19 protein-coding genes are annotated in these 21,589 nt (G+C 68.5%); 8 read left to right on the plus strand and 11 right to left on the minus strand.

Translation table 11 applies throughout. From position 1 onward, the window contains the following. Positions 1-37: 37 nt before the first annotated feature. Positions 38-241, minus strand: coding sequence for a DUF3460 family protein (locus tag GRX31_RS17665; protein WP_016449043.1), 204 nt, complete (start codon positions 239-241; stop codon positions 38-40). Positions 242-287: 46 nt separating this feature from the next. Between GRX31_RS17665 and bamE the strand changes: the two genes are divergently transcribed. Beyond that, positions 288-785 carry an outer membrane protein assembly factor BamE domain-containing protein gene (gene bamE, locus GRX31_RS17670; RefSeq protein WP_016449042.1) on the plus strand — a complete coding sequence of 166 codons (498 nt, stop codon included), beginning with the start codon at positions 288-290 and terminating at the stop codon, positions 783-785. 163 nt (positions 786-948) lie between these two features. Beyond that, a complete protein-coding gene (locus GRX31_RS17675) occupies positions 949-1,599 on the plus strand; it encodes a YitT family protein (RefSeq protein WP_016449041.1) in 651 nt (216 codons plus the stop codon). Positions 1,600-1,601: 2 nt separating this feature from the next. On the opposite strand, the gene GRX31_RS17680 is transcribed toward GRX31_RS17675, so the two are convergent. The 4 genes from GRX31_RS17680 to GRX31_RS17695 form a co-directional block, all read right to left on the minus strand. Beyond that, on the minus strand, positions 1,602-1,886 hold the full coding sequence (locus GRX31_RS17680; protein WP_017404252.1) for a hypothetical protein: 285 nt from the start codon (positions 1,884-1,886) through the stop codon (positions 1,602-1,604). 12 nt (positions 1,887-1,898) lie between these two features. Beyond that, the gene (metG, locus tag GRX31_RS17685; RefSeq protein WP_017404253.1) at positions 1,899-3,965 is read right to left on the minus strand and encodes a methionine--tRNA ligase; all 2,067 of its coding nucleotides are present in this window, start codon (positions 3,963-3,965) and stop codon (positions 1,899-1,901) included. Between the two features lie 138 nt (positions 3,966-4,103). Further along, a complete protein-coding gene (locus GRX31_RS17690) occupies positions 4,104-5,342 on the minus strand; it encodes a patatin-like phospholipase family protein (RefSeq protein ID WP_160853981.1) in 1,239 nt (412 codons plus the stop codon). 56 nt (positions 5,343-5,398) lie between these two features. After that, positions 5,399-5,959, minus strand: coding sequence for a restriction endonuclease (locus tag GRX31_RS17695; protein ID WP_026062090.1), 561 nt, complete (start codon positions 5,957-5,959; stop codon positions 5,399-5,401). A gap of 138 nt (positions 5,960-6,097) precedes the next feature. Between GRX31_RS17695 and apbC the strand changes: the two genes are divergently transcribed. Together apbC and GRX31_RS17705 are read left to right on the plus strand one after the other, a co-directional pair. Further along, on the plus strand, positions 6,098-7,189 hold the full coding sequence (gene apbC, locus GRX31_RS17700; RefSeq protein ID WP_012203771.1) for an iron-sulfur cluster carrier protein ApbC: 1,092 nt from the start codon (positions 6,098-6,100) through the stop codon (positions 7,187-7,189). A 19-nt stretch (positions 7,190-7,208) separates the two neighbouring features. After that, entirely contained in the window at positions 7,209-8,162 is a 954-nt protein-coding gene (locus tag GRX31_RS17705; RefSeq protein WP_160853983.1) for a LysR substrate-binding domain-containing protein, read from the plus strand. Here the strand turns inward: GRX31_RS17705 and GRX31_RS17710 are convergent. The 5 genes from GRX31_RS17710 to GRX31_RS17730 form a co-directional block, all read right to left on the minus strand. Further along, entirely contained in the window at positions 8,159-10,483 is a 2,325-nt protein-coding gene (locus GRX31_RS17710) for a xanthine dehydrogenase family protein molybdopterin-binding subunit (protein ID WP_160853985.1), read from the minus strand. The two genes, GRX31_RS17705 and GRX31_RS17710, sit on opposite strands and share 4 nt — an antisense overlap. Before the next feature lie 107 nt (positions 10,484-10,590). Next, on the minus strand, positions 10,591-11,268 hold the full coding sequence (locus tag GRX31_RS17715; RefSeq protein WP_016454168.1) for an N-carbamoylsarcosine amidohydrolase: 678 nt from the start codon (positions 11,266-11,268) through the stop codon (positions 10,591-10,593). Further along, positions 11,265-12,350: a hypothetical protein gene (locus GRX31_RS17720; protein WP_012203775.1), complete on the minus strand. Its 1,086-nt coding sequence runs from the start codon at positions 12,348-12,350 to the stop codon at positions 11,265-11,267. The genes GRX31_RS17715 and GRX31_RS17720 overlap by 4 nt, the downstream gene beginning before the upstream one ends. A gap of 118 nt (positions 12,351-12,468) precedes the next feature. Further along, entirely contained in the window at positions 12,469-13,326 is an 858-nt protein-coding gene (locus GRX31_RS17725) for an alpha/beta fold hydrolase (RefSeq protein WP_160853987.1), read from the minus strand. Between the two features lie 11 nt (positions 13,327-13,337). Next, positions 13,338-14,126, minus strand: coding sequence for a maleate cis-trans isomerase family protein (locus tag GRX31_RS17730; protein WP_012203777.1), 789 nt, complete (start codon positions 14,124-14,126; stop codon positions 13,338-13,340). A 323-nt stretch (positions 14,127-14,449) separates the two neighbouring features. On the opposite strand from GRX31_RS17730, the gene GRX31_RS17735 reads away from it, so the two are divergent. From GRX31_RS17735 to GRX31_RS17750, 4 genes are all read left to right on the plus strand, one after another. After that, positions 14,450-15,607, plus strand: a complete 1,158-nt coding sequence (locus GRX31_RS17735) for an FAD-dependent monooxygenase (protein WP_012203778.1) — start codon at positions 14,450-14,452, stop codon at positions 15,605-15,607. A gap of 107 nt (positions 15,608-15,714) precedes the next feature. Then, on the plus strand, positions 15,715-16,272 hold the full coding sequence (locus GRX31_RS17740) for a (2Fe-2S)-binding protein (protein WP_016454170.1): 558 nt from the start codon (positions 15,715-15,717) through the stop codon (positions 16,270-16,272). Continuing rightward, positions 16,269-19,271: a cytochrome c gene (locus GRX31_RS17745; RefSeq protein WP_160853989.1), complete on the plus strand. Its 3,003-nt coding sequence runs from the start codon at positions 16,269-16,271 to the stop codon at positions 19,269-19,271. Before GRX31_RS17740 ends, GRX31_RS17745 begins: the two co-directional genes overlap by 4 nt. A 353-nt stretch (positions 19,272-19,624) precedes the next feature. Beyond that, on the plus strand, positions 19,625-20,941 hold the full coding sequence (locus tag GRX31_RS17750) for an MFS transporter (RefSeq protein ID WP_012203781.1): 1,317 nt from the start codon (positions 19,625-19,627) through the stop codon (positions 20,939-20,941). A gap of 91 nt (positions 20,942-21,032) precedes the next feature. On the opposite strand, the gene GRX31_RS17755 is transcribed toward GRX31_RS17750, so the two are convergent. Further along, entirely contained in the window at positions 21,033-21,476 is a 444-nt protein-coding gene (locus GRX31_RS17755) for a MarR family winged helix-turn-helix transcriptional regulator (protein WP_016449026.1), read from the minus strand. Between the last annotated feature and the right edge of the window lie 113 nt (positions 21,477-21,589).

Raw genomic sequence — 21,589 nt, forward strand, 5'->3', positions numbered from 1 at the left:
CACAGCGAAACAGGCTGATGTGTCATTGCAGCCGAAATCAGGAGTTCGTCTGGTAGACGTAGGGTTTCTGGTCCACGCGGCCGGCGCGCAGGTCTTCCCAGACTTCGTGGTTCACGTCCTTGTCCCACAGCAGCGAGCGGCCGGCCAGCTGCTGGCTGGGCAGCTCGGGCTTTTGCTTCTTCAGCTCGTTGATGAAGTTCGTGGCGTCGGAACGGTAATCGGGGCGGCGAAAGAATGACATAGACTGATAACCTCTTGAATCGCGTGATTTTACCGGGACACCGCCGATGAACCTAGTCTCCCGTCTTCTGGGCGTTGCCGTGGCCGTGATGGGCATGCTTGGGCTGCCCGGCTGCGATCCCCAAAACATCAAGGAACTCGAAGAAGGCCTGTCCACCGAGGCCGACGTCCGCGCCCGCTTTGGCGAGCCCGAACGCATCTGGACCGAGCCCGACGGCTCGCGCACCTTCGAGTACAACCGCCAGCCCGCCGGCAGCCGCAACTACATGATCACCATCGGCACCGATGGCCGCATGAGCGCGCTGCGCCAGGTGCTGGCGCCGCACAACTTCGAGAAAATCCGCCCCGGCATGGACGAGGAGCAGGTGCGCCGCATGCTGGGCAAGCCTGCCAAGGTCACCACCTACCAGCTCAAGCAGGAAACCGACTGGGACTGGAACTACATCGATCCCCCCACGCGCGACATGGAGTTCACCGTGACCTTCGGCCCCGACGGCCGCGTGCTGCGCAGCGCCGGCCGCGAGAAACTGCACGGCGGAGCCTGACAACAGGTCCCTGCAAGCCCCTGCGGCGCGCTGTACCCTGCACGCCACAGCGCGCCGGGGCAACAGTCTCTAGAATCCGGGTTTGTACCTATGACACCCCATGGGTACGGTGAAGGCCCCGAACCGGGGCCTTTGCGACGATAGATCTGTCACCACCCCGACAATGTCCACGCCCTCCCTACCCGCTGCCGCGCCCGCTGCGCCTGTTTCGGCCACCGCTTCGCTGCGCCATGGCCTCTTCGAGGATGTCCAGGCCCTCTTCACCGGAACCCTGTTCGTGGGCATCGCCATGATGATGTTCGCCCAGGCGGGGCTTTTGACGGGCAGCACGGCGGGCCTGGCCTTCGTGCTGCACTACGCCACGGGCTGGCCGTTCGGCCTCATCTTCTTCGCGATCAACATCCCGTTCTACTGGTTTGCCTGGACGCGCGTGGGCCGCACCTTCACGGTCAAGACCTTCATCTGCGTGGGCGCGCTGTCGCTGATCACCGAAATGGGGCCGCGCCTCATCCACATCGACTACCTGCACCCGGCCTTTGCCGCGATTGCGGGCGGCCTGCTCATGGGCTCGGGCCTGCTGTTCCTGGCGCGCCACCGCTCCAGCCTGGGCGGCGCCACCATCGCCTCGCTCTACCTGCAGGACCGCTACGGCATCCGCGCCGGCAAAGTGCAGATGGCCATCGACTGCTGCGTGGTGCTGCTGGCGCTGTGGGTCGTGCCCTTCGAGCGCGTGGCCTGGTCGGTGCTGGCGGCCGTGATCATGGGCGTGTTCCTGGCCGTGAGCCACCGGCCCGGGCGCTACGCCGGGCAGTAGCCTCAGGGCGTCAGGGGCTGCCCATCGGGCGTGCGGTAGCGGACCGTGATGCCGCTGTTGTCTGCGGCTGCCCCGTCATCGCTCATCGCATCGACGGCCTTGCCCACTCCCTTGCCGACGATTTTTGCCGTGCCCACAGCCGCATCCGCGGCCAGCCCCACGGCCGAGGCCGTGACGCTGACCGCCGTGGCGGTCACGGCCACCACGGTGCAGCCGGACAGCAGTGCGCTGGCGCACAGGCAAAGAAAAGCCCCCAGGGCCGGGGACCGTGAGGGCTTGCGGGACATGGATGGCTTGCTTCAGTGGATACGCATGCCGGGGGTGGCGCCTGGGAAAGGCTCCAGCACATAGATGCCAGGATTGCTTTTCTCATCGGCGTGGCTGGCGGCCAGCACCATGCCTTCGGAGATGCCGAACTTCATCTTGCGCGGCGCCAGGTTGGCCACCATCACGGTGAGCTTGCCCTGCAGCTGCTCGGGCTGGTACATGCTGGAGATGCCGGAGAACACGTTGCGTGTCTTGCCTTCGCCCACGTCCAGCGTGAGCTGCAGCAGCTTGGTCGAGCCTTCCACGGGCTTGCATTCCACGATCTTGGCGATGCGCAGGTCCACCTTGGCGAAGTCGTCGATGCTGATGGTTTCGGCAATTTCCTCGCCACCGGGCAGGACCTTCTCGACCACGGGCTCGGGGGCCTCGAACAGGGCCTCCAGCTGCTTGACGTCCACGCGCTGCATCAGGTGCTTGTACAGGCCGATGGCATGGCCGGCGCCCAGCAGGTTCTGTGCGTCGGCGAACTGCAGCGGCGCCACGTTCAGGAAGCCTTCCACCTGTTCGGCCACGGCCGGCAGGATGGGCTTCAGGTAGATGGTCAGCAGGCGGAAGGCCTCGATGCAGGTGGTGCACACGTCCTGCAGGCGGGCGTCCATGCCTTCCTGCTTGGCCAGCTCCCAGGGCTTGTTGGCATCCACGTATTCGTTGACGCGGTCGCACAGCTGCATGATCTCGCGCACGGCGCGGGCCGTGTCGCGGTTCTCGAAGGCCTGGACGACGGCCTCGCTCTGGCCACGCAGCTGGGCCAGCAGGGCCTGGCCGTCTTCGCTGACCGTGCCCAGCTTGCCGTCGAAGCGCTTGGCGATGAAGCCGGCCGCGCGCGATGCGATGTTCACGTACTTGCCGATCAGGTCGGAGTTGACGCGGGCCATGAAGTCATCGGGGTTGAAGTCGATGTCTTCATTCTTGCCGTTGAGCTTGGCGCCCAGATAGTAGCGCAGCCACTCGGGGTTCATCTGCAGGCCCAGGTACTTGAGCGGGTCCAGGCCGGTGCCGCGGCTCTTGCTCATCTTCTCGCCGTTGTTCACGGTCATGAAGCCGTGCACGCAGATCTTGGTGGGCGTCTTGCGGCCGCTGAACTTGAGCATGGCGGGCCAGAACAGCGTGTGGAAGGTGATGATGTCCTTGCCGATGAAGTGGTACTGCTCCAGCGCGGGGTCGGCCATGTAGGCCTCGTAGTCCTCGCCACGGCGGTCCAGCAGGTTCTTGAGCGAGGCCAGGTAGCCCACGGGCGCGTCCAGCCAGACGTAGAAGTACTTGCCCGGCGCATCGGGGATCTCGATGCCGAAGTAGGGCGCGTCGCGCGAGATGTCCCAGTCGCCCAGGCCCTCGCTGGTCGTGCCGTCCGGGTTGGTGCGCACGCTGAACCATTCCTTGATCTTGTTGGCCACCTCGGGCTGCACGTGCTGGCCGTCCTGGGTCCATTCGGTCAGGAATTCCACGCAGCGCGGGTCCGACAGCTTGAAGAAGAAATGCTCCGAGCTCTTGAGCACGGGCTTGGCGCCGGACAGCGCCGAGTAGGGGTTGATCAGGTCGGTGGGCGCGTAGACGGCGCTGCAGACCTCGCAGTTGTCGCCGTACTGGTCCTTGGCGTGGCAGCGCGGGCATTCGCCCTTGATGAAGCGGTCGGGCAGGAACATGTTCTTCTCGGGGTCGAAGAACTGCTCGATGGTGCGCGTCTCGATGAAGCCGGCAGCCTTCAGGTCCCTGTAGATCTGCTGGGCCAGCGCGTGGTTCTCTGGCGCGTCGGTGTTGTGCCAGTTGTCGAAGGCGATGTGGAAGCCGTCCAGGTACTGCTTGCGGCCTGCGGCGATGTCGGCCACGAACTGCTGGGGCGTCTTGCCGGCCTTCTCGGCCGCAATCATGATGGGCGCGCCGTGGGCGTCATCGGCACCCACGAAGTTGACCGCGTTGCCCTGCATTCGCTGCGCACGCACCCAGGTGTCGGCCTGGATGTATTCCATGATGTGGCCGATGTGGAAGTTGCCGTTGGCGTACGGCAGGGCGGTGGTGACGAAGAGTTTGCGTGCGGTCATGGATGGCGGCTTTCTCGGGGGAACCTGACATTCTAGAAGGGCTGGGCGGTTGTGGGGCGGCGATGGCTTTTCCGTGCAGGCGGACATACGGGGAGTTGTTGAGGGCCTTCGCTGCGCCAGGCCTGTTGGCTGCAGGCGTCAGTTGGCGACCAGCGGGCGCTGCCAGCCCAGGAACTGCTCGATATCGCTGCGCCGCGCCAGCGCGTCGCGCCGGCCCAGGGCCATGAGTTCGCGGGTGAAGCTGCGCTCGAACAGCAGGTAGCTGGCCAGGGCGGCGCCGCGCGGGTCGCTGGCGTCCTGGCGCACGCCCAGGGCGCCCAGCAGGGTGCGCATGGGCAGCGGCAGCTGGCCCACATGGCGCGCGGCGATGGCGTCTATGCGTTCGGACGGCGAGATGACCAGCAACTGCAGCGGGCGCAGCCGGCTGCGTTCGCGGTCGGCGGGCGGGATCAGGGCCAGGGTCTGGTTGATGCGCTCGGCGCGCTCCACGTCCAGGGACAGGGCGTCCAGGAAGATGCTCGACAGCGTGTGGCCCGCGATGTGGGCCAGCGACGGGTAGCTTGCGCCTTCCGGCGGAGGCCTGGCCGGCGGCTCGGTGCGCCGGCCCGCGCCCACGACGAGGATGCGCTCTGCGCCCAGGTGGATGGCGGGCGCCAGCGGTGCGGTCTGGCGCATGGAGCCGTCGCCGAAGTATTCGGTGGCGCCGTCCAGCGGCAGCGGCGTGGCCGGAAAGATGAAGGGAATGGCCGATGAGGCCAGCAGGTGCGCGTGCGTGATCTGGGCGGCGGCGGCCTTGCGCTGGTTGCGCACCCAGGGCTGGAGCTGGTCCTGCGCCTGGCAGAAGGTCACATGCTCGCTGGTGGTGTAGCTGGAGGCCGAGACCGCCAGCGCACGCAGGTGGCCGTCCGCGATCAATTGCGGCAGGCGTTCCAGCGGAACCAGGCCACACGACAGCAGCCGGCCCAGCGGCTGGTTGTCCAGCAGCGAGCGCGGGCGCATGCGGCCCCAGCGCGCCAGGGCCCAGCCCAGCGACAGCAGGGTCAGCCAGCGCGCGCCGCTGCGCAGCACGCTCAGCGAGTCGGACAGGTAGATGTCCTCGGGCCGCAAGTTGCGCCAGATGCGCGACATGCGGCGCACGGCCCGGTCGAAATGGTCGCTGCCGCAGGCCAGGGCGGCCGCGTTGATGGCGCCGGCAGAAGTGCCGACCAGGATGGGGAAGGGATTGGGGCCATGCTGCTGGCCGCAGGCGCGGCGTATCTCGGCAATGGCCTCCAGCACGCCGGCCTGGTAGGCGGCGCGGGCGCCGCCGCCGCTGAGCAGCAGTCCGGTGCTGGGGGGAGGGAGGCTGGAGTCGGGTGAGGGCGCGGGATCGGGCATGCCTGGAGTGTGCCGCGCGCCGGCCGTCATCAGATCAGGGGATGACCCCGAAGGGATCAGGCCTTGGCCAGCAGGGAGCCCAGGTCCTTGCCGGAGATCAGGGCGATGCCCTGCTGCTTGGCCCAGGCGGCCGCATTCTCGGCCGGCGGCTGCAGCGACAGGTAGCAGACCGTGGCCGCATCGCGCGCCTGGCCTGCGGCCAGCAGGGCGCGCAGCGGCTCCATGCCGTGCACGCCGGCCTTCCAGCGCCTGGCGCTGGCCACGGTGGTGCTGCCTTCGCGTTCCAGCACGAAGTCGGCGCCGTCCTTGTCGGACAGGCGGGTGACGGTGTAGCCCTCGGCCTGCCAGGCGCGATCGAGCCGATCGGCGAACTCGCGCCAGCTTTGCTGGGCGGCGATCTCCAGGGCCTGCTCCACCTTGGCGGGGCTGGGCGCGCGCAGCTGGCGCCAGGCGGCAACGCAGCCTATGCCGAAGAAGGGCAGGGCGGTGATGGCGGCGAACGGCGCGATGTCCTTGGGCAGCAGCGCCGTGGACACCAGGGTCACCAGCGCGGCCAGCGCGATGCTGATCCACCAGCGCGAGCGCAGCAGGATCGCGAACAGGGAGTTGTGGGCCATCTTGAATTTCACGGGGCGGATCTTTCGCGGAAAAAGGCGGGAGAAATGGGAACAAAGCCAGCGGGGCCTGCATTGTCTCGCGCGGGCGAGGGCTTGGGGCCTTGGATAGACTATCCGGCTCTAGGAGTAATCAAAGCAATGGCAGTCACAGAACAAGCGCTCTTGGCCGCGCTCTCCAGCGTGCTCGACCCCCACACCGGCAAGGACTATGTGAGCACCCGCGCCCTGCGCAACCTGCAGGTCACGGGGGCCGACGTGGCCTTCGACGTGGAGATGGGCTATCCGGCGCAAAGCCTGGTGCCGGCGCTGCGCGGCCAGTTCGTCGCGGCGGCCAAGACCGTCGAGGGTGTGGGCAATGTCTCGGTCAACATCACGTCCAAGGTCGCCGCGCATGCGGTGCAGCGCGGCGTGCAGCTGCTGCCGGGCGTCAAGAACATCATCGCCATCTCGTCCGGCAAGGGCGGCGTGGGCAAGAGCACGACCACGGCCAACCTGGCGCTGGCGCTGGCCGCCGAGGGCGCGCGCGTGGGCATCCTGGACGCCGACATCTACGGCCCCAGCCAGCCCATGATGATGGGCATCTCCGGCCGCCCCGAAAGCCCCGACGGCAAGACCATGGAGCCCATGGAAAGCCACGGCGTGCAGGTCATGTCCATCGGCTTCCTGGTCAACAACGACCAGGCCATGATCTGGCGCGGCCCCATGGCCACGCAGGCGCTGGAGCAGATGCTGCGCCAGACCAACTGGAAGGATCTGGACTACCTGCTGGTGGACATGCCGCCCGGCACCGGCGACATCCAGCTGACGCTGGCCCAGCGCGTGCCCATGACGGGCGCCGTGGTCGTCACCACGCCCCAGGACATCGCCCTGATCGACGCCAAGAAGGGCGTGAAGATGTTCGAGAAGGTGGGCGTGCCCATCCTGGGCCTGGTCGAGAACATGGCGGCCCACGTCTGCACCAACTGCGGCCATGTGGAGCACATCTTCGGCGCCGAGGGCGGCAAGCAGATGGCGGCCGAGTACGGCATCGACTACCTGGGCGCACTGCCCCTGTCGCTGCAGATCCGCCTGCAGGCCGACAGCGGCAAGCCCACCGTGGTGGCCGAGCCCGACAGCGAGGCCGCGCAGATCTACAAGAAGGTGGCGCGCGACCTGGCCGTGAAGGTGGCGCTCAAGGCACGCGATTTCACGAGCAAGTTCCCCACCATCACGGTGAGCCAGGGAACCTGACCCTTCTGGCGCTGCCGGCATGAACCTGCTGACCTCGATGCGGTATCTGGCGGCGCTCAACGAGCACCGCCATTTCGGCCGCGCGGCGCTGGCATGCCACATCACCCAGCCGGCGCTGTCCAATGCGCTGCGCGCGCTGGAGGAGGAGTTCGGCACGGTCATCGTGCGCCGGGGCCGCTCGTTCGCGGGCTTCACGCCCGAGGGCGATCAGGTGCTGGCCACGGCCCTGGCCATGCTGCGGGCCGAGGAAGGCCTGCGCCAGGAACTGAGCGCCGGCGCGCTGCGCGGGCAGCTGCGCATGGCGGCCGTGCCCACGGCCATGCCCATGCTCACGCGCTTTGCGGCCCTGCTGCGCGAGCACCATCCGGGCATCACGCCCGTGGTGCTGTCCATGAGCTCGGCCGAGATCGAGAGCGGGCTCGAAGACCTGTCCCTGGACCTGGCCCTGGGCTACAGCGCGCGCATGCCGCCGCGCGGACCGCGCCTGCAGTCCTGGCCGCAGTACGAGGAGCACTACTACCTGCTGTGCCGCGAGTGCTGCGATGGGCATGGCGAGGGCCGGCCCTTTGCCTTTGGCGCCGACATCGCCTGGCGCGAAGTGGCCGGCATGCCGCTGTGCCTTCTCACCCCCGACATGCACAACCGCACGGTGATCGACGAGGCCTTCGCCGCCGTGGACATGGCCGTGCAGCCCGCCATGGAAACCAACTCCGTGCTGACCCTGGTGATGGCCGTGGCGCAAGGAACGGATGGCATGACCACCGTGCTGCCCGGCGCCATGGTGGCCACGGTGCGCCACATGCCGGGCCTGGTGGCGCGGCCGCTGCGCTCGCCCGAACTGGTCACCCCCATAGGCTTCATGGCCCAGCAGGGCGTGGCGCCCACGCGCGCGCTGCAGGCCGCGCTGCAACTGCAGGACGACGCCGGTTGGCGTGCGCAGTGCCTGCGGCATGCGGGGGCGCTGAAAGACTAGGCGGGCTGTGCAGTCTCTGGCGTGGCGTTCGGCGCGGCATTCAGTGCGGCGCGCACCACGTCGGGCGTGAACGGCGCGGCGTAGAAGCGTCGGCCGGTGGCGTCGAACAGCGCATTGGCCAGCGCGGCCGGGCCGGGGACCGAGGCCGATTCGCCAGCGCCCATGGGGGGCTCGTCCTGGCGCGGCATCAGCACCACTTCGATGGGTGGCAGGTCGCGGAAGCCGATGATGGGGTAGCTGCCCCACTCGCGGCTGGCCACGCCTTGCGCATTGAAGGCGACCTTCTCCATCAGGCTACGGCTCAGGGTCTGGATGACGTTGCCGTGGATCTGATGGCGCACGCCGTCGGGGTTGACCATCATTCCCGTGTCCTGGCCCACGACCAGGCGCCGCACGGCGATGCGGCCGCTGGCGGGGTCCACGTCGATGTCGATGACCCAGGCGGCCCAGGCCGCGCCGAAGCCGGGAAAGCGGCTGTGGATGTAGCGCGCATAGGCCACGCCGCGCCCGTGCAGCAGGCCGTCGGCGCCGGGGCGGCCCCGGCTTCCCGGCTGGCTTTGCTGCCAGCCTGCGTGGCGGGCCGTGGCCTTGATCAGCTCGACGGCGCGCGGGTCATCGAGGTGGCGAACACGGTAGTCCACGGGGTCGGCGCCGGCCGCATGGGCCAGCTCGTCGATCATGCAATCGTGGGCAAAGGAATTGGGCAGGGCCGAGACGCCGCGCAGCCAGGACGAGCGCACGATGGGCGCCATGTCATGGCAGGTGATGCGCTGGCTGGCGTAGCGGTAGGGCGGCACGGCGGTGCGGTCGCCCATCTCCAGCGTGCGCGGCTCGCCCGGGATGCGGCCGGTGAGCAGCAGGGCCAGCAGCGGCGCGTCGTTGGAGGGGTAGCGTACGGCAAAGTCGTAGGCCAGCAGTTCGCCCCGGGCATCGATGGCCGCGCTCACGTCCATGAGCTGGGCCGTGCCCTTGGGCTCCCACTGGTGTTCCTGCTCGCGCGTGAGCTGTACGCGCACGGGCGCGCCCACGGCCATGGACAGCAGGGCGGCGTCGGCGCAGACATCGTCGGCGCAGTTGCGGCCATAGCAGCCGGCCGCCTCCAGGCGCACGATCTCGATGCGGTCCTCGCCCAGTTGCAGCAGGCGGTCCAGGTCGGTGCGCAGCATGTGGGGGTTCTGCGTGCCGGCCCAGAGCTTGAGACGGCCCTCGCTGAAATCGGCCACGGCGCAGGACGGGCCGATGGAGGCATGCATCTGGTAGGGCCAGACGTAGCTGCGGCGCAGTTCGGTGGCCGCGCCCGTGCCGACGCCCGCGAAGGCATCGTCCACAGTGCCCTGGTCCACCAGCGAGCGGTGCTGGGCGGGATTGGCGCGTATCGCCGCAGCCAGATCGGATAAGTCAGGCGCCGGCGGCACGGCCTGCCATTGCACGCGCAGTGCGCGCATGGCGGCAATGGCCTGTTCCTCGCGGTCGGCGACCACGCCGACGAAGTCGCCTTCGGTGACCACCTGCACGTTGCCGGGCAGGTGGGCCACGGAGTCGCGCTCCACCGCCACCAGGCAACGGCCGATGAAGCTGCCGCCGTCGCGGCCCGGGTGCGGAGGGCGGATGACGCGGCCATGGCGCATGCCGGGCACGCGCACATCATGGACAAAGCTCAGCTCGCCCGTGGCCTTGGCGGGGATGTCCACGCGCGCCGCGCCACGGCCGACGAGCCGGTATTCGCTGGCGGGCTTGAGCTTCACCTCCTGATCGGGCGGGGCCAGCGTCAGCTGCAGCTGCTGGCCGCGCAGCAGATCGCCATAGCCGAGTTCGCGAGCATCGCTGCCATCGGCAAAGCGCACCAGGCCTTCGCGCGCCTGGAGCCGGTCCGCTGCCACGCTCCATTGCTGCGCGGCCAGCGCCAGCAACTGCTCGCGCGCCTGGGCGGCGGCGCGGCGCAGCGGCACGGCCGAGATCTGGATGCTGGCGCTGGCAATGGTCGGGCCCTGGTTGGGTGCGGCGGCCGTGTGGCCCAGCACCATGTCCAGGCGCTCCAGAGGCACTTCGAGTTCTTCCGCCACGATCTGCGCCAGGGCCGTGCGTATGCCCGTGCCCAGGTCCACATGGCCGTTGAAGGCCAGGGCGCGCCACCCCTGGGGCGCGGCTTCGTCGGCCAGCACGGCCACGAAGACCTCGGGCGTGGATTGCACATAGTCGGAGGCCGTGCCGGGCTGGCCGGGCGCAGGGCGCGGCGGCGCCACGGGCTGGCGCACCACGAGCAGGGTGTCGGCGCGCGTGAGCAGCTGTGCGTGCAGGGCTTGGGGCTGGGGCAGGTTCATGGGGCGGTGTTCTTCGCGGGCACGCCTTCAGGCGTGCCCTGTGCATGTTATGCACTCCGGGGCCGGCTGCGCAGGGCCGGCTCCATAGGCGCGTTGGCGCGGTGGGATCAACCTGCGGCGAGGGCGTCGGTGTCGGCGATGGCCTGGCCCAGCGGCATCACGGCCGCGTACTTCTGGGCCATGTCGAACAGGTTGGCCTCGTGCGGGCCCAGGGCGCGGTCGCCGCAGCAGTCGGCCACCACCAGCGGGCGAAAGCCCGACTGCATGGCATCGACCACGCTGGCGCGCACGCAGCCGCTGGTCACGCAGCCGGCCACCAGCAGGGTCTGCACGCCGCGCTGGGCCAGCCAGGGTGCGAGCATGGTGCCGAAGAAGGCCGAGGGCGTGCTCTTGCGCACCACGTATTCGCCAGCGGCCGGGGCCAGCTGGGGCACGATGGCGCTGTTGGGGCTGTCTTCCTTCAGGGTCAGCATGCCGGGCACCTTCAGGCAGAAGATGTTGTGGTCGGCATCGTCGTCCGAGAACACGATGCGGCTGTGCGCCACGGGCCAGCCGCGCTCGCGCGCATGGGCCAGCAGGTGCTGCGTCTGCGCGATGGCTTCGGGGATGTTGCCGCCGCCGAAGACGGCCGGGTCGGCAAAGCCGTTGACGAAGTCGATGATGAGCAGGCCGAACGGGGCCTTGAGCGGCAGCGGCGTGCCGAAGCCCTGGCGTGCGTAGGCAGAGATGTCGCCCTGCACGCCCTCGGTGGGAACGCTCTGCGTGCTGGTGGTGGCGGTTGTCATGCGATGTCCTTTCCTTGCTTGGACCTTTTGGCGGCGCGCGCCAGTCCTTCCTCGTCCTGCACCACGCCGTCGATGACCGTGGGCTTGCCGTCCAGCGCCACCGAGCAGTGGCGCATGGGGATGTCGATGTGGCAGGCCGTGGTGCGGCTGCCCCCGGCCTCGTTGTTGGGGCCCATGGACCACAGGAAGTTGCCCTCGAAGGCACGGGCGTCCATGCCGATGTGGGTTTCCTTGTTGTAGTGGGCCAGCATGGACCAGTGGGCGCGCGGCTGCAGCCCCCAGCCGATGTGGGAGACGGCATAGGCCTCGGGGTCCTCGTAGGAGGCCATGTACTCCTTGAGGATGTCGGCCTGCAGGCCGCCGCTGATGCGCGTGACGTAGCCCTTTTCGATGACGAGTTCGATGGGCTCGGTCACGTAGTCCTTCATGGGCAGCAGGATGTCGCCCCGGTCCAGCACCACGCGGCCGTTGCTCTCGCCCTCGTCGGGCCAGGTCAGCACGAAGCCGCTGGGCCAGTGGTCCCAGCGTCCGGGCTGGTCCACGAAGCCGTATTCGCAGATGGCCGGGAAGCTGCCCAGGCGGCAGCGCAGGTCGGTGCCCGCGGCCGAGGTGATGTGCATCTGCCCGGCCGCCTCGATCAGCTTGGACGCGGCCTGCACGCGCGCGCGGTCGCCCTCGGTGGGCACCAGGCGGCACAGCACCTCGGGCGGCTCGACGGCCAGCAGGATCTTGGTGCCGGTCTGCAGGATCTCGTGCTGCTCGGGCGAGAACAGCAGCGTCATCAGGTCCAGCACCAGGTCGCTGGCCTTGAGCGCGGCGATGGCGGCGGGGTTGCCGGTCAGCGGCGTCGTGCCCAGGTAGGCCAGCGAGTCGCGGCTCAGTGATTTTTCGGCGTTGACGGGCGGCAGGTCCAGGCGGTTGACGCGCGCACCCATTTCGCTGGAGGCGGCGATGGCGCAGCGCAGCGTCTGCGGGTGCGTGTCGGCGCCCGTGAGCACGGTGACGGTCTGGCCGGCTTCGAGCCGGGACAGCGTGAGCACCTGCTTCCAGGCGTGGATCAGATCGATATCGCTGACGGACATGGTCGGCTCCTTGATTGACTGGGATATGGGTGGTGGGCGCGTGAATTGCGCCAGAGACACCAAGCAAGGGCCGCCCCGCAGCGAGGGTGTCGTCCCCTGGGGGAAGCGGCGCAGCCGCTCAGGGGGGGCATATGCTTGCGCCGAGGAAATCGCCGAGCGCAGCGTAGAAGCCGGCCTCGTTGTCCCAGGGGATCATGTGGCCGGCGTTGGGCACGCGCACATGCTCGGTCTGGGGTGCCAGGCCTTGCCACTCGGCCACGTCCTCGCTGCGCACCACGTCGCCGCGCTCGGCCGTGACCAGCAGCAGCGGGTGCTGGATGCGGGGCAGGTCGGCATGGATGTCGTCACGGCCGAAGTCCTCGAAGCTCTGCACGATGGCCGGCTCGTGGCAGGTGTGCAGCCACTGGGCGCGCAGCTGGCGCTGCTCTTCGGTCCAGGTGGGGCAGAAGGCGCGCATGGCCTCGGCATCCATGCCCAGCGTGGCCTGGCGGATGGAGTCCACATACCAGGGCAGGGCGGCCGGGTAGGCGCGGCGGCCGGGGCCGGAGACCGGCGGATCGACGATGACCAGGCGCGTGAGCCCCACCGGCTGGCTGCGCGCGGCGCGCACGGCGATGCGCCCGCCCATGGAGTGGCCGACCAGCGCCCAGCGCTGCAGGCCCAGGGCCTGGGCGAAGGCGGCCACGTCGGCGGCCTGGGCATCGAGGCTGTAGTCCAGGCCCGGGCCGGAGGACGACAGGCCGCGCCCGCGCACGTCCAGAACATAGGTGTCGAACTGGCGGCCCAGGTGCTCGGCCACGAAGCCCCAGGTCACGGCCGGGCTGGTGATGCCGGGGATCAGGATGACGGCGTCGCGCTGCGCGCGTTCGCCCTCTGCGCCGCCGTAGCGCAGGTAGTGCTGGCGGATGCCGTTGGCGTGGACGTTGCCGCCGTAGCGGAATGTGCTGGGGGTGGGGGAGCTGGAGTGGCTGGTCATGCGTGTGTTCCTCAGGCCTTGGCTGCGCTGGTGCCGGTGTCGTAGGGGTAGGCGCCCGACAGCAGCGCGCCCGCGCCCGGCACCACGGGGTCCAGCCCCAGTTCCTTGAGGATGGCATAGGTGGTGGCGATGGAGGCGGTCAGCACGGGCTTGCCGGTCTGGGCCTCGACCTGGGCCACGGCCGGCAGCGAGGGCATCTGCACGCAGGCCGACAGCACGATCACGTCGGCGTCGGCGTAGTTCATGCCGGCCACGATGCCGGGCAGCTTGGCGGGGTCGTGGCGGCCCACGTCCAGGTTGTCGGGGATCTCCAGCGCGCGCCAGTCCACGATCTCGAAGCCTTCGGCGGCCACGTAGTCCATGACCAGCTGGGTCAGCGGAATCATGTAGGGCGCCACCAGGGCGATCTTCTTGGCGCCCATGACCTTGAGCGCCTCCACCAGCGCGCCGGCGCTGGTGATCACCGGGGCGGTGGCGCCATTGCTGGCCGTGCGCTCGGTCAGGCGCTGCTGCGAGACGCGATGGTAGCCCTTGCCCATGGCCATGATGGCCACCAGGCAGGCATAGCCCAGCACGTCCACGCGCGCGTCGCTCAGCTCCAGCGCGCAGCGGTCGCTTTCGGCGTCCATGGCGGCCAGCTCCTCCTTCTGGACCTTCTTCATGCGCATGCGGCTGGAGTGGAAGGTGAAGCGGTCCTGCGGGCGCAGCGTGGAGTGGGCCTGCAGCATGGCAGGCACTTCGGTCTCCATGGTGGTGTTGGAGCTGGGGACGATCTGGCCGATGCGGAACGTTTTGGTCATGGACTTGCCTTTGCGAAGTTTCGAGGGTTTCTGATCAGAATCAACTGAGTGTGTACGCTTTATTCTTGCAAAAGACGTGCCGCCTTGCAAATGAGAATTTTCTCGGGGTTTGTACTGATTTGGTGCAGAAATTGCACCAAAAATGGCGAACTTCAATTTATTCTGCCGCCCTATGGTGCATGCGTCGATTTGAAAAATTCAAGCGCATACACCTGAATTAAGTGTTTTGTTGCCTGGCACGCTTCCTGCTCTACACCCTGCAAGGACGCGCCGAAGCAACGGTTGCCCCGTCTGGCTTTCAACATTCCTGCAAGGAGAAAACTGTGTCTCAATCCCCTCGAATCGCCGTTGTCGGCGCCGGTCTCGGCGGGGCTGCAGCTGCCAAGCTGCTGCTCCAGGAAGGCTTCAATGTCCGCGTCTATGAGCAGGCGCCCAGCTTCTCGCGCCTGGGAGCCGGCATCCACGTCGGGCCCAATGTGATGAAGATCCTGCGCCGCATCGGCATCGAGGACGCGCTCAACGAGCAGGGCTCGCATCCCGACTACTGGTACAGCCGCCACTGGCAGACGGGCGACGTGCTGGCCCAGATTCCGCTGGGCGACTACGCCGTCAAGGAATACGGCGCCAGCTACCTGACCGTGCACCGTGGCGACTTCCATGCGCTGCTGGTCGAGGCCCTGCCCGACAGCGTGATGGCCTACGGCAAGTTCCTGACCAAGGTGGAGGACCGCGGCAACGTGGTGGTCATGCACTTCGCGGACGGCACGACCGAGGAGGCGGACATCGTCATCGGCGCCGATGGCGTGAACTCCCGCATCCGCGAGGAACTGCTGGGCCCGGAGCTGCCCAAGTACGCGGGCTACCTGGCCCACCGCGCCGTGTTCCCCACGCCCGAAGTCAAGGCCGGCATGCTGCCCTTCGACGCCTGCGTGAAATGGTGGAGCGATGACCGCCACATGATGACCTACTTCGTCACCGGCAAGGCCGACGAGTTGTACTACGTGACCGGCGTGCCCGTCGAGAAGTGGGATCTCAACGACCGCTGGCTGGAAAGCAGCAAGGAAGAGATGCGCGAGGCCTTCTCGGGCTGGCATCCCACCGTGCAGGCACTGATCGACGCCACCGTGGAAGTGACCAAGTGGTCGCTGCTCGAGCGCGATCCGCTGCCGCTGTGGAGCCGTGGCCGCCTGGTGCTCCTGGGCGATGCCTGCCACCCCATGAAGCCCCACATGGCCCAGGGTGCGGCCATGGCCATCGAGGACGGCGCCATGCTGGCGCGCTGCCTCAAGGAAGTCGGCGCGCACAACCATGAGCTGGCCTTCGCCCTGTACGAAGCCAACCGTGCCGAGCGCGCCAGCAAGGTGCAGCGCATCTCGCACGACAACACCTGGCTGCGCACCAACGAAGATCCGTCCTGGTGCTTCGGCTACGACGTGTTCAACGTGCCCCTGGTCGAGCCCAAGGTCAAGGCAGCGGCCTGATACTCGCTGCCTTGCCGGACGAGGGGAGGGGAGGGAATCCCCCCCTCCTGTCCGGCCGCAGAACGCCGACATCCTGAACCGCAGCCAAGTTGCAAGAGCCTCGTCCCATGGGAACCCCAGTCCATCCAAGCAGTACACCCAGCCCCATCCGCCTGCAGGTCAATGCACGCGCATGCGAGGTGCCGGCAGCGCCCGGGACGGCGCTGCTGCATGTGCTGCGCAATGACCTGGAGCTGAACGGGCCCAAGTACGGCTGCGGCCTGGGCGAATGCGGCGCCTGCACGGTGCTGATCGATGGCGTGGCCGCGCGTTCCTGCGTGATCCCCGTGCGGGCGGCCGTGGGCCGCGAGGTCACCACGCTGGAAGGCCTGGGCTCGCGCCAGTGCCCCGGCCCCACGCAGCAGGCCTTCATCGACTGCCAGGCGGCCCAGTGCGGCTACTGCCTCAACGGCATGATCATGACCGTGGAGGCCCTGCTGCGCCGCAACCCCAATCCCACCGAGCAGGAGCTGCGCAACGAGTTGCACCACAACCTGTGCCGCTGCGGCACACATGTGGAAATCATGCAGGCCGCCCTGCGCGCCGTGCAGCTGCGTGCGCAACGCGCCGCGCTGCAGGCGCCCCCCGGTTTTCCATCTTCCAGCGCGGGCGAGGTCCAGCCATGAGCCCGGCCGGCAACACTCCCGCCCTGCCTTCCGACCTGCTGCACGGCCTGGCGCTGCGCCCGCCCGTCGCGGCCTGGGACGGTCTGCGCTACCGGGGCAGCGTGCCCCTGCATGCACGGTTGCAGGACGCCCAGGCCATGGCCGGCGTGGTGGCTGCGGTGCAGCGCGGGCATTTTCTGGGTGTGGTGGCCGTGGCGCCTGTCCATGCCCGGCAGGCCGCTGCCAGCCTGGCCCCTGCCTGGGATGACCGGCAGGAAGCCAGGGCCGCCAGCGCGCCCCGTGCTGCCGACAGAGCCGACAAGGCTGGCAAGGCCGACCTGCCCGATGCCGGCCGCTATGTCTGGCGCATGGCGGCGCCCGCGTCTTGCGAGGGTGCCGCACGCGCAGCCGTGTGGTGCCTGGACGGCCATGCCAGCGTCTGGCTGCCGCCCTGCGACGCGGATGTGCGGCAGATGATCGGCCGAGAACTGGCAGCATTGCTGCAATGCCCCGAGTCCGCGCTGCGGCTGTTCAGCCTGCCAGCCACGGCGGCCGGCACCCCGCATGTGCTGGATCTCATGGACGCTGCGGCCGATGCGGCCCTGCTGTCCCAGGCCGTGGGCCGGCCTGTCAGCGTGGCCTGCGAGGCCTGGACTGCTGCAGGCAGCGCAGACAGCCGGGAGCTGGTGCTGCGCATGGATGCGCAGCCTTCGCAAGGGCTTGAAGCCGACACGGCGGTGCAGCCTCAGCCGGGCAATGCATCGCCGCAGCCAGACCTGCTGCTGTCCGACACGCCCTGGGCCGTGCGCCCCAGCATGGCGCGCCTGTTGAGCCAGCCCGAGCTGGCGCGCGCCGCGGCCCTGGCCACCGTGCTCGATGCCGGCGAAGTGCATGAACGCAGGCTGGCCGCCAGCCTGCGGCATGCCGGCGTCGATGATCTGAATGCCGCCCAGGTCTTTGCCCGCGAAAGCCACTGGCATGAGCAGGCGCTGGACCAGGGCCGTGACCCGCTGCAATGGCGGCTGCAGCACCTGCCCGAAGGCCCGGTGCGCGATCTGGCGCAGGAGGTGGCCGAGCGTGCGCAGGCATCGCAGCAGGCACCGTCCCACCAGGGCGCCGATGGCCGCCTGCTGGGCCGAGGCTTTGCCACCGCCCAGCTGCAGACCCTGGACGCGCAGGGCGCCGACCTCCATGCCTGGAGCGCCTGGGTGGCCGAGGTGGCCGTGCACCCGCAAACGGGCGAGATCGAAGTGACCCGCGTCGTGGCCGGCCATGACAGCCGCAGCCTGCAGGCGGCGCAGGCCGCCAGCACCCGGCCCGAGATCGTCCAGCAGGACCCGCAATTGCTGGCCGACGCGCGCCGGCTGCTGGGCGCGGCCCCCGCTTTTGACGACTGGGCAGGGTCCACAGCTTCCGCTGCTTCTTTCGATGTGATCGCCAAGCCCGGCTCCGACCTGGCGCAGCATGCGCCCGGCGATGTCGCGGTCATCCGCCAGGGCGATCTGGCGCTGGATGGCGTGGCCACGCTGCCCGCCGCCGCCGCCATTGCCAACGCCATTCACCATGCGACAGGCGTGCGCCTGCGCGAAGTGCCTTTCCAGCCCGAGCAGCTGCGCCTGGCGCTGGCGGGCGAGGGGGCGGACCAGGGGGTGGGCAAGCCCTCCATGGCAAAGCCCGGGCGCGGCTGGGGCTGGCTGGCCGCAGGCGCCGCAGGCCTTGCCGGCATGGCGGCCATGGCCTGGCCGCTGAAGCCAGCCCTGCCGCTGACCGACGGGCCCGACGTTTCCCTGTACTCGCCGCAGGCCCTGGAGCGCGGCCGCCTGGTGGCGGCTGCGGGCGACTGCGTGGTCTGCCACACGGCCCCGGGCGGCGCGGCCAATGCCGGCGGCTTCGGGCTGGAGACGCCGTTCGGCACCATTTACTCCACCAACATCACGCCCGACAACGAAACCGGCATCGGCCGCTGGTCCTACGCGGCCTTCGAGCGCGCCATGCGCCACGGCATCCACCAGGATGGCAGGCAGCTGTACCCGGCCTTCCCGTACACGGCCTTCGCCAAGCTCAGCGATGGCGACCTGCAGGCCCTCTACGGCTACCTGATGTCCCAGCCTGCCGTGAAGGCCAAGGCGCCCGAGACGCAGCTGGCCTTCCCCTACAACCTGCGCCCGGCCATGGCGGGCTGGAACCTGCTGTTCCACGACGCCACGCCCTTCAAGGCCGACCCCGCGCGCAGCGCCGAATGGAACCGGGGCGCCTACCTGGTCGAAGGCGCGGGCCACTGCGCGGCCTGCCACTCGCCGCGCAATGCGCTGGGTGCGGAAAAGACCGGCATCCACTACCTGGGCGGCGGCGAGGCCGAAGGCTGGACGGCGCCCGCGCTCAATCAACTGGCCGGGGGCAAGCTGCCCTGGAGCCGCGAAGAGCTATACCAGTACCTGCGCACCGGCTTCTCGGCCCGCCACGGCGTGGCGGCCGGCCCCATGGCGCCCGTCATCCACGGCCTGGCCCAGTTGCCCGAAGCCGATGTGCGCGCCATGGCCACCTATCTGATGGAACTGCCGGGCCAGGCCCCACAGGCACCACAGGCCGCCCAGGCCGCCCCGGCCATGCCGGCACCGGCGCCGGCCGCCGTGCAGGCGGCGGCGCCTGCGGCGCCACCTGCCATGGCCCTGGACCGCCACGCCAATGGCGAGCGCATCTACCAGAACGCCTGCGCCGTCTGCCATGAGGCGGGCAGCGGTCCCACATTGTTCGGCGTCAAGCCGCAGCTGGCCCTGAACACCAACCTGCATGCGGCCAGCCCCGACAACCTGGTCCAGGTGATCCTGAACGGCATACAGGCGCCGGCCGACGATGCGCTGGGCTACATGCCCGGCTTCGGGGACAGCCTGGACGACAGGCAGATCGCGGACCTGCTCGGATATTTGCGCGAACGATTTGCACCGGAGGAAAAAGCTTGGCCAGACGACACGAAGACGATTAACCGGCTGCGCATGCAGGCACAGGCGCATGCGCACTGAGGGCGGCAATGGGCAGCAATGGGCGGCGGCATGGGCGATGCCGCGGATATGGACACCTTGCCCTGGAATCTCTCCAGGGCCTGGGTCCTGACATCTGATGCTGGGGACGGGTGATGGGCAACAACGGACGGCGCTGTCGATGTGCAGCCTGTCCGCAATGCGCCCATCGCCCGGATGCAGAGACCGACATCCGGAAATTTTTCATCGGGCCATGGAGATGGCGCCGAGGGAGCGGTTCGCTCCGGATGTGTGAAGGGTGGAAGGCACGGCAGGAGACGGCAACACAAGCTGAACGGCCTTGCCTGGGAAAAGACAGATTCAACAATTGCGATGGCTAGAAAAGGAGTCCCTGCATGTCATCTACATACATTTCGGTGGAAAAAGGCATCCAGACAGCGGGTGTCGGCAAGTTCCAATATCGGCTGTTCGTCATCTTCGGGCTGGTCTGGCTGGCCGACGCCATGCAGGTGCTGTCCATCGGCTTCAGCGCGCCGTCCATTGCCAAGACCTTCGGCAAGACCGTGCCCGAGGCGCTGCAGACCGGCACCTTCTTCTTCATCGGCATGCTGATCGGCGCCTTCGTCTTCGGCCGCCTGGCCGACCGCATCGGGCGCCGCCCGGTGCTGATGATGGCCGTGGTGATCGATGCCTTCGCGGGCGTGGCCTCGGCCTTTGCGCCCGAGTTCGCCTGGCTGCTGGTGCTGCGCTTCATCACCGGCATCGGCGTGGGCGGCACGCTGCCCGTGGACTACACCATGATGGCCGAGTTCCTGCCCAGCGACCGCCGCGGCCGCTGGCTGGTGCTGCTGGAATCGTTCTGGGCCGTGGGCACCATCTTCCTGGCCATCCTGGCGCTGGTGGCCGTGTCCTGGGGTGACGATGCCTGGCGCGTGATCTTCTTCGTGACCGGACTGCCGGCGCTGATCGGCGTGGTGCTGCGCTTCTACATCCCCGAGTCGCCCATGTTCCTCAACCGCAACGGCAAGTCCGAAGAGGCCCGCAAGGTGCTGCAGCGGGTGGCCAAGGTCAACGGCACCACGGCGGAAATCCCCGCCCTGCAGCCTGAAAAGCAGGAACGCAAATCCATCCTCGCGCTGTTCAACGGCGACCTGCGCCGCCGCAGCCTCTCGCTGTTCCTGGCCTGGGCGCTGATCTCCATCGCCTACTACGGTGTCTTCGTCTACCTGCCCGTCAAGCTCAGCAGCGAGGGCTTCGCCTTCATGCGCGGCCAGGTCTTCCTGGTGGTGCTGGCCCTGGTGCAACTGCCCGGCTTTGCGCTGTCGGCCTATGGCGTGGAGCGCTGGGGCCGCAAGCCCACGCTGATCGGCTTTTTGCTGCTCAGCGCCGTCGGCTGTATGTTCTACAGCCTGGGCTCGTCGCCCTTCGTGGTCATCGGCTCCACCCTGCTGATGAGCTTCTCGCTGCTGGGCACCTGGGGCGCGCTGTATGCCTTCACTCCCGAGGTCTACCCCACCGACCTGCGTGCCAGCGGCATGGGCATGGCCGGCGCCGTGGCGCGCTTCGGCGGCCTGTTCGCCCCGGCCATCATTGCGCCCATCATGGCCACCCACTTCACCCTGGCCCTGGCCGTGCTGTCTGCCATGCTGGTGGGCGGCGCCCTGTCGATCTGGGCCGTGGATGTGGAATCGCGCAACCGGGCGCTGGATTGATGACGGCCTGAGCTGACTGAAAGGTCGGTTCAGCAAAAAGGCCAGAAGGATTTGTCCTTCTGGCCTTTGTTTTTGGGGAGGCTGCAACGGCTCAGTCGGCCTCGCCACCTTCCAGCATCTTCTTGAGCAAAAAATCCAGCGCCAGGCGCTCGGCCGGATTGAGCTTGCCGTAGGTGCTTTCGGTGATCTGCTTGGCGAAGGGCTCCATGTCGCGCACCAGGTCCTGGCCGGCCTCGGTGAGGTTGATGACGACCTTGCGGCGGTCGATGCGGTCATGGTCCACCTGCACCAGTTCGCGCTGCTTGAGCCGGTCCACCACACCGCGGATGGTGGCCTGGTCGATCACGGTGGCCTTGACGATGTCGGCCAGCGAGCTGCCGCTGTTGTCGCGCACGGAGCACAGCACCACGAATTGCGCGGCCGTGAGCTGCGAGTCGGGAATGTATTGCTGGAAGAGTGCAGTGTGGCGCTGATAGACACGCCGCAGCAGGTGGCCGATCTGGTCTGAAAAATGATAGCCATCCTGTGGCGTCATGGCTGATGGCGGGTGGTTCATGGTGCGCGTGAGCTTATCAAAATTCACACCAAATACCGTGTGATTTGCGACAAGCCGGGCGCATTTGCCAAGTGGCGCAAACCCGCGCTGGC

The organism is Delftia sp. CH05 (genome assembly GCF_009827015.1).
Taxonomy (GTDB): Bacteria; Pseudomonadota; Gammaproteobacteria; order Burkholderiales; family Burkholderiaceae_C; genus Comamonas; species Comamonas tsuruhatensis.

Excerpts from the sequence above, each read along its gene's own strand:
- GRX31_RS17740 (WP_016454170.1), top strand. The coding sequence starts at position 15,715 with ATGGGAACCCCAGTCCATCCAAGCAGTACACCCAGCCCCATCCGCCTG.
- GRX31_RS17715 (WP_016454168.1), bottom strand. The coding sequence starts at position 11,268 with ATGACAACCGCCACCACCAGCACGCAGAGCGTTCCCACCGAGGGCGTG.
- GRX31_RS17750 (WP_012203781.1), top strand. The coding sequence starts at position 19,625 with ATGTCATCTACATACATTTCGGTGGAAAAAGGCATCCAGACAGCGGGT.
- GRX31_RS17710 (WP_160853985.1), bottom strand. The coding sequence starts at position 10,483 with ATGAACCTGCCCCAGCCCCAAGCCCTGCACGCACAGCTGCTCACGCGC.
- GRX31_RS17665 (WP_016449043.1), bottom strand. The coding sequence starts at position 241 with ATGTCATTCTTTCGCCGCCCCGATTACCGTTCCGACGCCACGAACTTC.
- GRX31_RS17680 (WP_017404252.1), bottom strand. The coding sequence starts at position 1,886 with ATGTCCCGCAAGCCCTCACGGTCCCCGGCCCTGGGGGCTTTTCTTTGC.
- metG (WP_017404253.1), bottom strand. The coding sequence starts at position 3,965 with ATGACCGCACGCAAACTCTTCGTCACCACCGCCCTGCCGTACGCCAAC.
- GRX31_RS17730 (WP_012203777.1), bottom strand. The coding sequence starts at position 14,126 with ATGACCAAAACGTTCCGCATCGGCCAGATCGTCCCCAGCTCCAACACC.
- GRX31_RS17705 (WP_160853983.1), top strand. The coding sequence starts at position 7,209 with ATGAACCTGCTGACCTCGATGCGGTATCTGGCGGCGCTCAACGAGCAC.
- bamE (WP_016449042.1), top strand. The coding sequence starts at position 288 with ATGAACCTAGTCTCCCGTCTTCTGGGCGTTGCCGTGGCCGTGATGGGC.
- GRX31_RS17675 (WP_016449041.1), top strand. The coding sequence starts at position 949 with ATGTCCACGCCCTCCCTACCCGCTGCCGCGCCCGCTGCGCCTGTTTCG.
- GRX31_RS17725 (WP_160853987.1), bottom strand. The coding sequence starts at position 13,326 with ATGACCAGCCACTCCAGCTCCCCCACCCCCAGCACATTCCGCTACGGC.
- GRX31_RS17755 (WP_016449026.1), bottom strand. The coding sequence starts at position 21,476 with ATGACGCCACAGGATGGCTATCATTTTTCAGACCAGATCGGCCACCTG.
- apbC (WP_012203771.1), top strand. The coding sequence starts at position 6,098 with ATGGCAGTCACAGAACAAGCGCTCTTGGCCGCGCTCTCCAGCGTGCTC.
- GRX31_RS17690 (WP_160853981.1), bottom strand. The coding sequence starts at position 5,342 with ATGCCCGATCCCGCGCCCTCACCCGACTCCAGCCTCCCTCCCCCCAGC.
- GRX31_RS17745 (WP_160853989.1), top strand. The coding sequence starts at position 16,269 with ATGAGCCCGGCCGGCAACACTCCCGCCCTGCCTTCCGACCTGCTGCAC.
- GRX31_RS17695 (WP_026062090.1), bottom strand. The coding sequence starts at position 5,959 with ATGGCCCACAACTCCCTGTTCGCGATCCTGCTGCGCTCGCGCTGGTGG.
- GRX31_RS17720 (WP_012203775.1), bottom strand. The coding sequence starts at position 12,350 with ATGTCCGTCAGCGATATCGATCTGATCCACGCCTGGAAGCAGGTGCTC.